The organism is Shewanella sp. 10N.286.51.B7, from assembly GCF_002873615.1.
Classification (GTDB): domain Bacteria; phylum Pseudomonadota; class Gammaproteobacteria; order Enterobacterales; family Shewanellaceae; genus Shewanella; species Shewanella electrodiphila.
The window spans coordinates 50,130-63,762 of record NZ_MCUF01000038.1; the positions used below are offsets into that span (position 1 = coordinate 50,130).

Sequence of the window (13,633 nt, forward strand, 5' to 3'; positions counted from 1 at the left end):
AACGTTTTGATTATAAACTTATTAGTATTCGTTAATTGCCATTAGGCATTTTTAACTTGCTCTTCAAAGCTTGAACCAACTTTACCTGCTTGTGAGTCATTGAAAGTTTCTTCGTTGAATTCACCTTCAGATTTGGCAATAACCACTGTTGCTACAGAATCACCGGTTACGTTTACAGCTGTACGGATCATGTCGAGTAAGCGGTCAACACCAATAATAAGTGCAATCCCTTCAACGGGTAAGCCTACTTGGTTTAGTACCATGGCAAGCATGATTAATCCAACACCTGGAACACCCGCAGTACCAATTGATGCTAATGTGGCTGTTACGACAACAGTAACATAATCCATTAGGCTCAATTCAATACCAAACACTTGCGCGATGAATACCGTCGCAACACCTTGCATGATGGCTGTGCCATCCATGTTGATAGTTGCACCTAGAGGCAAGGTAAATGAAGCGACTTTATTATCAGCACCTAAGCGATGTTCACAGGTTTCAATCGTAACCGGTAAGGTTGCATTTGAACTTGCTGTACTGAATGCAAATAATTGTACATCACGCATCTTACGCAAGAACATGAATGGGTTTAGACCCGTAAATGTTTTCAGTAATGTTGGGTAAACGACAAGGGCTTGTACCAGCAATACAAAAATTACTAGGAAGAAATATTGAACCACACTGCCTAATGTTTCTAAGCCTAAGGTCAAACTTAACTTGGCCATTAACGCAAATACACCGTAAGGAGCCAGTTGCATGATTAATGTCACAACGCGCATGATCACTTCATTTAAATCATTAAATAAAGCAGACACTCGAGCACCACGTTCCCCAATATGAGATATCGCAAAACCAAAGATGACTGCGAAAATAATAATCTGCAGCATGTTACCTTGGCTCATCGCTTCAATTGGGTTTGTTGGGACGATGTTAATCACAACTTCAGCAAGACTTGGTGCATCTTTAGCGCTGAATTCCATCGCTGAACTTGCCAACGAGGCGTTACCTGGATGAACTAAGATAGCTAATGAAATCGCAACGGTGAGTGCAATGGCTGTCGTGAACATATAAAAGGCAATGGTCTTGCCTCCTAAACGTCCTAACTTTGAAGGGTCACTTAGGGAAGAAGTACCACAAACTAATGAAACAAAAACTAATGGCACAACTAACATTTTCAAACTTGAAATAAAGATGGTTCCAACAACGTGTAGAACACCTTCAGTAATATAATCTTTTACAAATAGGCTATCTGGAAATACGTTTCTCAAAATCAATCCGAGAAGAATACCCGCACCCATACCTATCAGGATCTTGCTTGTTAAACCAAGCTTACTATTTTTATTCAAAACTACTTCCTTCCAATCTCATTCATCAATTTTTGATGATTTATATTTTTTATCTTTTAAAGCGTAGCAGGAAAATAAATCTTATGAAACGGGATAAAAGTTAAAGTTTTTAAGGAAAAATGCCGAAGAAAACAGTAGAGTAACAAAAAAGTTGCCAGAATTTTGTGTAATATGGCGAGATAAGTAACTATTATAAATCTTAAGTACGATTTTAATGTAACAGGGAGACTGACAATGAGGTCAGCACAAAGACTATTTTTAGCGCTTTTAAGTTCAATTTTTCTTTTTGCTTGTAGTGGTGGGGGAAGCATTTCTGATGAGGGTGGAGGAGGGACAGAAGTCATCACTGTCACACTAACATCATCTGTTGAGAATGTTGATGCTACAACTGGCACTCTTTTAACTGCCGCAGTGACCAGCTCGACTGAGGGAGCTGTTTCTGGAGAATTAGTTACATTTGAATTAAATAATGCAGATTTAGGCTCGTTTGATGTTTCGACTGCAACAGCGGTTACCAATTCAGATGGTGTCGCAACGATTAATTTATTTTCAGCTGAAATAGCAGGTTCGGGCTCAGTGACTGCAAGTATCGAATCTGGTGAAGCTGGTACAGTAGCATTTACCATGGTTGGCGATGGTGGTGAAGCTGGCGGTGGAGCTCAAGTGTCATTGAAACTCTTTAATGCAGCAGGTGAAGAAGTTGACACGATCAGTACATTAGTTCCAGGGGTACTAGTTGCGACAGTTACTGGTATTAATAAGCCAACTATCGTTTCTTTCAGTACCGAGATAGGTGATTTACCGATAACTTCAGCTGTAACTAATGATGAGAACAAGGCCTCTGTAGATATTTATGCGGGTAGTTCTTTAGGTGCTGGTACTGTAACAGCTTCTCTGGATACTGGAGAGAAAGGTGAGACAATTATTGTTGTAGGCGCAACAAATGTTGTCATGGGAAGCGGCTCACCATTTGTTAGCGGTGTCGCAGAGGTTAGTACTACTGATTTATCAGCAGGTGGAACAGCAACTGTTTCTGTTTTGATCCAAGATGAAGCTGGAAATCCATTCAACCAACCCATTGATGTGAACTTTTCTTCTACTTGTGCAACTAAAAGCCCTGCTCAAGCTGAGTTAAGCTCTCCTGTTTCATCATCTAATGGTGTTGCAACATCAACCTATCTTGCTCAAGGCTGTGTAGGTGAAGATCAAATTAATGTAACTGCCAATGCGGGCGGCATTAGTTTATCAGCAGTAGCAACTATCAATGTATTGCAATCAGATATCGGTAGTATTGTCTTTGTTTCAGCAGAACCTGAAAATATTGGTATTTTAGGAACTGGTGGCATCGAGTCTTCAGTTGTTAAGTTTCAAGTATTAGATAAAAACAGTAACGTCGTTGCTAATCAGACGGTAAACTTTTCATTAAATACAGTGGTAGGCGGTATCTCTATTGATCCAACGACTGCAACCACAAACAATGAAGGTATTGTCCAAACTGTAGTGACGACAGGTACGGTTGCAACATCAGTTAGGGTAACTGGTACAATTCAAGACTCATCACCTGTGATTGCCAGTCAATCAAGTCAATTAGTTGTGTCAACTGGTATACCTGACCAAGACAGTTTTTCATTATCTGCATCAATACTTAATGCTGAAGGCTGGGATGAAGAAAGTACTGAGGTAGAAGTAACAGCTAGAATGGCAGATGCATTTAATAACCCAGTGCCTGATGGAACGACGGTGTCATTTACCACGGAAGGTGGCTCTATTGAAGATGCATGTCAAACTGTTAATGGTGTTTGTTCAGTTAAGTGGATTTCACAACTTCCACGTCCTGAAGGCAAGAGCTTTTATGATGCACTTGGTAATCAAATTTTAAGTCCAGTTCAAAGCCTTAAATGTTATAAATTAACCGACAAGTCTGAAGACCCTACCTGTGAAGAAGAAAATATTGTCTATGGTAATTACTACGGACAGCCATATGGTGGCCGTGCCACTATTACTGCTACAGCAATTGGTGAAGAGTCTTTCCCAGATTTAAATGGTAATGGACGTTTTGATGCAGATGAAATGAATGAGTTTTTAACTGGTACGGATGTGACCGGTGAGAAATTTGATTTAAACGATGCATTTAATGATTACAATGAAGATACAGTATTTAACCCACAAGCTGCAGACTCATTAAAAGGTCTTGATGGTGGTTCTCTTGAAGAATTAATCGATTTCAATGTGAATACCGTCTTTGATACTGCAGACGGTTTATATAATGGCGTGCTCTGTTCTGACCCTGTTCATGCTGGTTGTGCTGATGGAGTGAGTGATTCAAAATCTTTATTCGTTCGTCGCAGTCTTGTTATTGTTATGTCGGGTAGTACAGCTGAAGTTTCGTTACCTTCAGAAATATTAATTGTTGATGATGGTGTGCATGATGCGACATCGCCAATCGTTATTACTGGTAAAGGTGCTGCTACGGTATATTTTACCCTATCAGACCTTCATAACCAGCAATTGCCTGCTGGAACCAAAGTGATATTCTCTGCTTCTGCAGGTTCAGTTACAAGTACTTCTACCATCACTTGGCCTAGCTCTAATCATAATGGTGGTCGTAATTTTGCGGTATCACTAAAAGGTGAAGATGAGCCGAACTCAGGTGTTTTCTCTGTTACAACAGAAACCCCAGGTGAAGTGCTCACAGAGGTATTAGCAATTGGTATTAATATCTTGTAGTTAATATCGCGATGTATTCAGTAATTAAAAATGCCGCTCAATAAGCGGCATTTTTTATGCTTAGTATAAAAGAACAAATGTTATTATTTTTGGAACTGATAAACACTACCAAGTTTCAAGATTTGAGTGAGTTCATCCAATGCTGTACGTGATTCAATAATAAGTTGTGGATCTGCTAAATCTTTTACTTCTAAGCTGTCACGGTAATGCTTATCTACCCAAACATTGAGTTTATTGAATAACGCATCATTCATAAGTGTATGTTGATTTACTGCTGATACTTCTAACTCACTCATAGCAACACGTAGACGTAAACATGCTGGGCCGCCACCATTTTGCATGCTTTGCTTTACATCATAATATTGAACTTGCTTGATTGGTGTACCTAACGTAACTAATTCGTTTAGATAGGCAAATACTGCAGGATTTTCTTGGCAGTTAGTTGGGGCAATGATTGCCATTTCGCCATTGGGTAGGGTGATAATTTGGGTATTAAATAAGTAGCTCTTAACGGCATCATTTATCGAGACTTGTTCAGTAGAAACTTTAACAAAGTGAACATCAGCATTCATTTTGCGACGAATTTCTTCAAATTTGGCATCAGTATTTAAAAAAGCCTGTTCGTGATAGAACAACACATTTTGGTTACCTACTGAAATAACATCGTTATGGAAAACACCTTGATCGATTACATGAGGGTTTTGTTGGATAAAAACACTGCTTTCGTCATCCAATTGATGCAAACGTGCAACAGCTTGCGATGCTTCTAATGTTTGTCTAGCTGGAAACTTTGTTGGTTTTATCGCATTCGGATTTGTGGCTTCTTGGCCGTATACAAATAACTCAACACCTGAGTGACCGTAATCATTACACAGGCGAGTATGATTAGCCGCGCCTTCATCACCAAAACTTGCGTGTTCTGGTAAATGTTGATGATGTTTGAAGAAACGCTCGTCTTTAAAAGTCGCTTTGAGGATATTACCAGTAGTGATAGGTTCAATACTGCGGTGTAACTTGTCGACTAAGTTTGCAGGGGTGAAGTGAACTTTACCATCACGAGTATCAGCACTAGGAGACACTGTCGCAGCATTTGCGGTCCACATAGATGATGCACTACAACATGCATTAAGTAACGCAGGAGCATGCTTAGCGGCTTGATTAAGCACTTCAGCATCAGAACCTGAGAACCCCATACGACGAAGTGAATATAAATCTGGGCGTTCTTGAGGAGCTAAAACACCTTGAATCATGCCTAAGTCAGCAAGAGATTTGGCTTTTTTCAGTCCCTGTTTGGCAGCTGACTTTGGATTTGAAGCTTGCGCAGCGTTGCTATATGAGGCTACATTACCAAAAGATAACCCTGCATAATTATGGGTTGGTCCGACAAGTCCATCAAAGTTCGCTTCGAAGTGCTTCATTTATTATCCTTAAATTTATTTATTATTGTTATAAAAATTGTTGTGAAAATGAGTTCATTTGCTGCTAGGCAATGCAAGAATACAGCCAGTATACTGATGAAATAGGCCTTAACAAGCGGTGACTTTGGTCGCAAAAATCGAAAAAGTGACTAAACATGCACAACTTTTACTTGCTAGACCATAAATAATGAAATATTACTTTTAATTAACGCAATATTATTTTTTGTCATTTTTTATAATTGATTAAAAAATGGCTCGCTGGGCACATAATAGAGGTATTTACTTGAAACATTCGTCTCAACACTCTATATATGGAACCAATTTAATCTATCAGAGACTTTTTGGCGCAAATTAAACTATGGGTAAATCGCTAGTTATTGTCGAATCGCCGGCCAAAGCCAAGACTATTAATAAATACCTTGGTAAAGAATTCATCGTTAAATCGAGTGTAGGGCACATCCGTGATTTGCCTACATCATCATCGCCTGACAGCAAGGTTGCGACTAAAACCCCTGCTGAAGTTAGGAAAATGGCCCCTGAAGAAAAAGCCAAGTACAAGCTACAACGCGATAAACGCGCATTAGTAGCCCGTATGGGGATTAATCCTGAAAAAGGCTGGGCAGCCAAATATCAAATATTACCTGGCAAAGAAAAAGTCGTTAAAGAATTAAAAGCACTTGCAGAAAATGCTGACCATATCTATCTCGCAACCGATTTGGATAGAGAGGGAGAGGCAATTGCTTGGCATCTACAAGAAATCATTGGTGGTGACGAATCTCGTTATCAACGTGTTGTCTTTAATGAAATTACCAAGTCAGCTATTCAAGATGCATTTAGTGAACCATCAGTACTAGATACTAATATGGTGAATGCTCAACAAGCGCGTCGATTCCTCGACCGTGTTGTGGGCTTCATGGTATCTCCGTTACTTTGGAAAAAAGTAGCGCGTGGTTTATCAGCAGGTCGTGTGCAATCTGTTGCTGTGCGACTAGTGGTAGAACGTGAAGGCGAAATTAAAGCTTTTGTTCCTGAAGAATTTTGGGATGTTCATGCCGATTTAGCCACACCTGAGCAGCACAAGTTAAAAATGCAAGTGGCTAAGTTTCAGTCAGCCGCTTTCAGCCCAATTAATGAAGCGCAAGCACAAGTTGCACTTGATGCATTGAAAGATGCGAAGTTTGTTGTCACAGGTCGTGATGATAAAGCCACTTCAAGTAAACCTTCAGCTCCATATATTACTTCTACTTTGCAACAAGCTGCGAGTACGCGTCTTGGTTTTGGTGTTAAGAAGACCATGATGATGGCACAACGTTTGTATGAAGCGGGTCATATTACTTATATGCGTACCGATTCAACAAACTTGAGTAAAGAAGCCGTTGAAGGCGTGCGAGATATGATTGGTTCTGAGTTCGGTAAGAAGTATTTACCTGAACAGCCACTTCGTTATGGAAGTAAAGAAGGCGCTCAAGAGGCGCATGAGGCTATCAGACCGTCGAACGTCATCGTTCAGTCAGCATCTCTAACTGATATGGAAAGAGACGCTCAGCGTCTTTATGAGTTGATTTGGCGTCAATTCGTCGCTTGTCAAATGATGCCAGCTAAATATGATGCGACGCGTTTAACTGTGACTGCAGGCGAATACGAGCTTAAAGCGAGTGGTCGTACGCTGCGATTTGATGGTTGGACTAAAGTTCAGCCGCCAATGGGCAAGAAAAACGAAGAAGACAATACGCTGCCAGCACTAGATAAAGGCGATGTATTAGATCTTAAAGATTTATTGCCAAAGCAACACTTTACTAAGCCGCCTGCACGATTTAGTGAAGCGTCTTTAGTTAAAGAGCTTGAAAAGCGTGGTATTGGTCGTCCATCAACGTATGCAACCATTATTTCGACGATTCAAGATCGTGGCTATGTCAAAGTTGAAAACCGTCGTTTCTTTGCTGAAAAAATGGGTGAAATTGTCAGTGACCGCTTAGTCGAAAGTTTCAGTGATATTATGAACTTTGACTTTACTGCGAGCATGGAGCAAACACTCGATGATGTTGCGCAAGGTAAGTTGGAGTGGAAAACTGTTCTTGATGGTTTCTACGGTGATTTAACTAAGCAACTTAAAAATGCTGAACTAGATCCTGAAGAAGGCGGTATGCGTCTTAACGAGATGGTACTAGCTGAAGATATCAAGTGTCCGACTTGTGGTCGCCCAATGGGGATCCGTACAGGCACAACAGGTGTATTCTTAGGCTGTTCAGGTTATGCATTGCCGCCAAAAGAGCGCTGTAAAACCACCATGAACTTAACGCCTGGTGAAGAGGCTGTTAGCGATAACGAAGATGCTGAAACTGATGCATTACGTGCAAAACATCGTTGTGGCAAATGTGGCACAGCAATGGACAGCTATTTAATCGATGAATCTCGTAAGTTACATGTTTGTGGTAATAACCCGACATGTGAAGGTTATGAGATTGAAGCTGGTCAGTTCAAAATTAAAGGCTATGAAGGACCAATCATTGAGTGCGATAAGTGCGGCAATGATATGGAACTTAAAAATGGTCGTTTCGGTAAGTATTTCGGTTGCACTAATACTGAGTGTAAGAATACCCGTAAACTGCTGAGAAGCGGAGAAGCGGCGCCACCGAAAGAAGACCCAATTTTCTTACCAGATTTAAAATGTACTAAATCAGATGCGCACTTTGTATTGCGTGATGGCGCTGCAGGTATTTTCCTTGCTGCAAGTACGTTCCCTAAATCTCGCGAGACAAGAGCGCCTTTAGTTGAAGAACTTGTTACTTACCGTGACCAATTATGGCCAAAGTACCAATTCTTAGCTGACGCGCCTGTTACTGATGATAATGGTAACAAAGCCGCTGTTAAGTTTAGCCGAAAAACTAAGGAGCAATACGTTGCGACTGAAGTTGATGGCAAGGCAACAGGTTGGTCTTCGAAGTTTATCGGTGGTAAGTGGGTAAGCGAATCGACAAAGAAAAAACCTGCTAAAAAAGCGGCTAAGAAAAAAGCCTCTTAATTTATCTGAACTGAAGCTAGTTTAGTTAGTATTTTAAAATGGGACCTTTGGGTCCCATTTTTTGTGCTTAAGATTTCAGCGAATTTTGTATGTCAATGTAGGAAACTGTACTAGAGGTAAACATAGCACTAGGGATTGAGGAGTGCGCTTTATAAGCTAGAAGTAGAGTGTTTGGCTACATATGTATTCAATTTGAGAAGCCTAGTTAATGTAAGCTCTTGCTTAGCTCAACAAGTTATTAATTTGCGCAAAAAAAAAGCCTCTTTCGAGGCTTTTTTAAATGAATAATGGATGCTGCTATTACCACTTCTTTTTAGGCTGAAACAGCATATCGATATCGTCTTCATCCTCTTTAGGCGCTTTAGCAATATCTGGGTTCAGTTGTTTTTGCTGAGAATTAATTTCTTCTAATAACTCTTTTGCCTCATCCACTTTGCGGCTAATAAATGGGTCGTTAGGTGTTTTAGCTTTAATGGCTTGCAATGTTGCCAATGCTTTTGACACCATTTGTTTAGAAGAACCAAACTGTTTAAGTGAGTTAGCGGCGCGAGAACGCGAAAGCATCGACTCGACGTTAATACGTAGTTGGTAGCTATCAATTCGATTTTCAGCTTCACCGAAGACTTGTGGGTCCAGCTTACCTTTGTTGTTCTCAGCTCGAATAATCGCCTTAAGCTTTTTAAGCATTTGCACTAGTTCTAAAATTTGTTTGTCATTGTCAGGCAAACGAAAATTTTCAATAGCTAGTGCTTGAGATGGACTAGAACTGAGTGTCGTTATTTGGTTTTGAATATCAGCTAAACGGCGTTGATAGTCAGCTTGTTGCGGCTGGTTTTCTAGGTGAGTTAACGACAATTCCAGTGCTTCATTGATTCGCTTATAGAGCACTAAAATAACGCTACTGGGAAATGATGCTAATCCAGTGTTAGATAAAACAGCTTCAGTTTCGTTGATGATTGCTCTATGGCGCTTTAATTCCATTCTGCGTTCAGCTTCAGCGCGTTCTTTTTGTTGCTGAATAACACTGATACCAATGATCAGGATAAAAAGTGCACCTAACAGGATCAATACCAAGGTAAAGGTCATATGGTTTCCGTTCAATAATTAATAGCAGAGTGGTTGAGTACCACTTTTATCTTATTTGTAGTTATATCTTAGCGCAAGACACAGCGAGTGTCGTAAAAAAGTTATTCAATTTGTTAAGAATTACTATAACTTTGGACTGAGTCCGCAAGGTTACCATTAGAGCCTTAGAACATGCAAAATTCTCAATCTCTTTATTACTGTTTGCATTAATATTTTAGATCGTATATAACATTTAGCTATAACGAGTCTTTTTATAAACAGTTTTAGTTCTATAATTTGTAAATTGATTAGTTTTATTAGAAGTCTTCAAAAACCAAATTCAAACTCTGTTTGGCATAAAGTAAAGGTCGTAGCATGAAATTACAGCAACTAAGATATATTGCAGAAGTGGTAAAACACAATTTGAATGTCTCAGCTACGGCTGAAGACCTTTACACTTCGCAACCTGGGATCAGTAAACAGGTTCGAATGCTTGAAGATGAACTTGGCATTCAAATCTTTGGTCGTAGCGGTAAGCACTTAACTCATGTGACACCCGCAGGCCAATTAGTGATTGATATTTCAAACGATATTTTAGGCAAAGTTGAAAGCATAAAAAAAGTCTCAGAAGAATATACTCAGCCAAATCAAGGTGAGTTGAATATTGCTACAACTGATACCCAAGCTCGTTACGCTTTGCCACAAGTGATTAAGCCTTTCATTAAACGCTACCCAAAAGTTAATTTACACATGCACCAAGGAACGCCTTCGCAAATTAGTGAACAAGCAGCCCGTGGTGATGCTGACTTTGCGATTGCCACTGAAGCGATGCATTTGTATTCCGATTTGATTATGCTGCCGTGTTATCACTGGAATCGCTCTATAGTCGTTACACGCGATCACCCTTTGGCCAATCGTAAAACGTTAACTATTGAAGATTTAGCTGAGTTTCCATTAGTCACTTATGTGTTCGGTTTTGATAAAGCCTCTGAAATTGAAAAATCATTCAAAAAAGCTGAACTTGAACCAAGAGTGGTATTCAGCGCCACGAGTGCTGACGTGTTAAAAACCTATGTTAGATTAGGACTGGGTGTTGGCGTGATAGCATCGATGGCAATCGATCCTGTGATAGATAAAGATTTAGTGGCAATTGATGCAAGACATTTGTTTGCTCACAGTACAACAAAAATTGGTTTTAGACGTGGTAGTTTCTTACGTAGTTATATGTATGACTTCATGTATAACTTTGCACCGCATTTAACTCGTGATGTGGTTGAAAAAGCGGTGGCACTACGTGACCAACAATTAATCGATGAAATGTTCGCAGGGATGGACTTACCTGTTAGGTAAGCATTTTAAAAAGCCAAATATCAAATAATAAAAAATCTCGCATTTGCGAGATTTTTTGTTTGTGGCTTTATTCTAAATCGATTTAATCAGGCGCATAGCCATGAATACCAATCAATTGGTCGTCAAGATAGGCTTGATTTTCTAACATTTTAAGTCGATTTAAACTAAACCATTTAACCACAAGAGGATAAATAGCATGCTCTTGCTCATGAACACGGCTAGATAATGTTTCTACAGTGTCGTCTTCATAAACTGGTACTTTAGCCTGTAAAATTACAGGTCCAGCATCCAGTTCTGGAATAACAAAGTGAACACTTGCACCATGTTCTTTATCTTTTGCATCTAGTGCTCTTTGATGAGTATGTAAACCAGCATATTTAGGCAATAAAGAAGGGTGGATGTTCACCATCTGCCCAATATATTGACTAACAAATTCATCAGATAAAATACGCATAAATCCAGCAAGCACAATTAAATCAGGTTGATATTGTTCAATGGCTTGCTGTAAGCGAGAGTCGTACTGCTGACGGCTTTCATCCTTGCGAGCGATAACACAACTAGTATTGATTTCAGCGTGATGAGCACGGACGAGTCCGTAGGCATCAGGCTTGTTACTGATAACGCCAACAACTTCAGCGTCTACGTTATCATCACAACCATCAATAATGGCTTGTAAGTTACTACCGTTACCCGAAATAAGAACGAGAACGCGACAGCATACAGGCATCTAGTTAATCTCCACTTGCTCTTCGTCACCTTGACGATTTGCAATTTCACCGATTAACCAAGCATTTTCGCCTTCAGCTGTTAGCAGTGCTAATGCTGATTCTACTTTTTCAGCAGGAAGGGCGATAATCATGCCGACACCACAGTTAAAGGTGCGGTACATTTCGAATTGTTCGATGTTACCGTTTTCCATTAACCAGTCGAATACAACAGGCCACTGCCAAGAGTCACCTTTGACTACGGCTTTACAGTCATCTGGCAATACGCGTGGGATGTTTTCCCAGAACCCGCCGCCAGTGATGTGCGCCATTGCATGAACTTCAGTTTGTTCAAGCAGCTTAAGTAAAGGCTTAACATAAATTTTAGTCGGTTCTAATAAGTGTTCGATTAGTGGCTTACCAGCGAGATCTTGTTGTGGATCCGCTTTGCTCACTTCTAATACCTTACGTACTAAAGAGTAACCGTTTGAATGAGGACCTGTAGAGCCTAAAGCGATCAATGCATCGCCAGACTTAACTTTTGTGCCGTCGATGATTGCTTCTTTTTCAGCAACACCAACACAAAAGCCTGCCAAATCATAGTCTTCACCTTCATACATGCCTGGCATTTCAGCAGTTTCACCACCGATTAATGCACAGCCTGATTGGTGACAACCTTCAGCAATACCGTTGACAACAGAAGTTGCCGTTTCTACATCTAACTTGCCTGTTGCGTAGTAATCTAGGAAGAACAAAGGTTCTGCACCAGATACGATTAGGTCATTTACACACATAGCAACTAAATCAACACCAACAGTGTCATGCTTTTTGTAATCAATGGCCAAACGTAACTTGGTTCCAACACCGTCAGTACCTGAAACTAATACTGGGTGTTTGTACTTCGTTGGTAATTCGCAAAGAGCGCCAAAACCACCTAGGTTGCCCATGACTTCAGGACGGTGAGTGCGTTTTACCGCAGATTTAATGTTATTGACTAATGCATTACCAGCATCGATATCAACGCCAGCGTCTTTATAGCTAAGTGGTGTAGGAGTGCTCACGGAGGATCCTCTAAGGTACATCGTTTTATGGGATTTTATGCGGCGCTATTCTATCAGCTTGTGATAGGCGTCGAAAGTCATGTTTCAGGTTTATCCGATTATGAAAACAGTTTTCTGTAATGGTTTTAGCTGTTTAGCGTGAGATTGGCTGCAATTATGAAACTTTATGTTTTATAAAGAGAATAAATAAACTAGAATTTGAACAATTTGCGAAAAATATCTCATCATTAGGAGTGCAAAAATGAAAGTCGTTGAAGTAAAACATCCGTTAATTCGTCATAAAGTAGGGTTAATGCGTGAAGCTGAAATCAGTACTAAGCGTTTTCGTGAGTTGGCTACAGAAGTAGGCAGCTTATTAACGTACGAAGCAACTGCAGACTTTGAAACAGAAACCGTCACTATTAATGGCTGGAATGGCCCTGTTGAGATTGAACAGATCAAAGGTAAAAAAGTTACTGTAGTACCTATTCTTCGTGCAGGACTTGGCATGATGGATGGCGTCCTTGAGCATATGCCTAGTGCTAAAATCTCGGTTGTGGGTATTTACCGCGACGAAGAAACGTTAGAACCTGTGCCTTACTTCGATAAGTTAGTAAGCAATGTAGATGAGCGTGTAGCAATTGTAGTTGACCCAATGCTTGCAACTGGCGGTTCAATGATTGCCACTATCGACTTATTGAAAAAACGTGGCTGCGTATCAATTAAAGCACTTGTGCTAGTTGCAGCCCCTGAAGGAATTAAAGCATTAGAAGCGGCGCATCCTGATATCGAACTATTCACTGCATCTATTGATGACTGCTTAAACGAGCAAGGTTATATTTTACCGGGCTTAGGTGATGCAGGTGATAAGATTTTTGGTACTAAATAATTCAGAGTGTTAAATCACTCTACTTATTAAGAAGTTTGATTTAATAACTAAAAAGGAGCCATATGGCTCCTT

General features: G+C 40.1%; 9 protein-coding genes. 4 read left to right on the forward strand and 5 right to left on the reverse strand.

The window, feature by feature from the left end; translation table 11 throughout:
* Nucleotides 1-41 precede the first annotated feature (41 nt).
* The gene (locus BCU84_RS12125) at nt 42-1,346 is read right to left on the reverse strand and encodes a dicarboxylate/amino acid:cation symporter (protein WP_102528350.1); all 1,305 of its coding nucleotides are present in this window, start codon (nt 1,344-1,346) and stop codon (nt 42-44) included.
* A 234-nt stretch (nt 1,347-1,580) separates the two neighbouring features.
* Here BCU84_RS12125 and BCU84_RS12130 point away from each other — a divergent pair, with 234 nt between their 5' ends.
* Nucleotides 1,581-4,073: a hypothetical protein gene (locus BCU84_RS12130; protein WP_102528351.1), complete on the forward strand. Its 2,493-nt coding sequence runs from the start codon at nt 1,581-1,583 to the stop codon at nt 4,071-4,073.
* Between the two features lie 83 nt (nt 4,074-4,156).
* On the opposite strand, the gene astB is transcribed toward BCU84_RS12130, so the two are convergent.
* A complete protein-coding gene (gene astB / locus BCU84_RS12135; RefSeq protein WP_102528352.1) occupies nt 4,157-5,491 on the reverse strand; it encodes an N-succinylarginine dihydrolase in 1,335 nt (444 codons plus the stop codon).
* Between the two features lie 358 nt (nt 5,492-5,849).
* On the opposite strand from astB, the gene topA reads away from it, so the two are divergent.
* Complete coding sequence (gene topA, locus BCU84_RS12140; protein ID WP_102528353.1) at nt 5,850-8,513, forward strand: type I DNA topoisomerase; 2,664 nt, start codon at nt 5,850-5,852, stop codon at nt 8,511-8,513.
* A 300-nt stretch (nt 8,514-8,813) separates the two neighbouring features.
* Here topA and BCU84_RS12145 read toward each other — a convergent pair whose 3' ends face one another.
* On the reverse strand, nt 8,814-9,599 hold the full coding sequence (locus BCU84_RS12145; RefSeq protein ID WP_102528354.1) for a hypothetical protein: 786 nt from the start codon (nt 9,597-9,599) through the stop codon (nt 8,814-8,816).
* 354 nt (nt 9,600-9,953) lie between these two features.
* Between BCU84_RS12145 and cysB the strand changes: the two genes are divergently transcribed.
* Nucleotides 9,954-10,928 (forward strand): HTH-type transcriptional regulator CysB, encoded by a 975-nt coding sequence (gene cysB, locus BCU84_RS12150; RefSeq protein ID WP_102528355.1) that lies wholly within the window; start codon nt 9,954-9,956, stop codon nt 10,926-10,928.
* Nucleotides 10,929-11,010: 82 nt separating this feature from the next.
* On the opposite strand, the gene purN is transcribed toward cysB, so the two are convergent.
* Nucleotides 11,011-11,655 (reverse strand): phosphoribosylglycinamide formyltransferase, encoded by a 645-nt coding sequence (gene purN, locus BCU84_RS12155; protein ID WP_102528356.1) that lies wholly within the window; start codon nt 11,653-11,655, stop codon nt 11,011-11,013.
* Nucleotides 11,656-12,693 (reverse strand): phosphoribosylformylglycinamidine cyclo-ligase, encoded by a 1,038-nt coding sequence (gene purM, locus BCU84_RS12160; RefSeq protein ID WP_102528357.1) that lies wholly within the window; start codon nt 12,691-12,693, stop codon nt 11,656-11,658.
* 241 nt (nt 12,694-12,934) lie between these two features.
* Between purM and upp the strand changes: the two genes are divergently transcribed.
* On the forward strand, nt 12,935-13,561 hold the full coding sequence (gene upp, locus BCU84_RS12165) for a uracil phosphoribosyltransferase (protein ID WP_102528358.1): 627 nt from the start codon (nt 12,935-12,937) through the stop codon (nt 13,559-13,561).
* Nucleotides 13,562-13,633 lie beyond the last annotated feature (72 nt).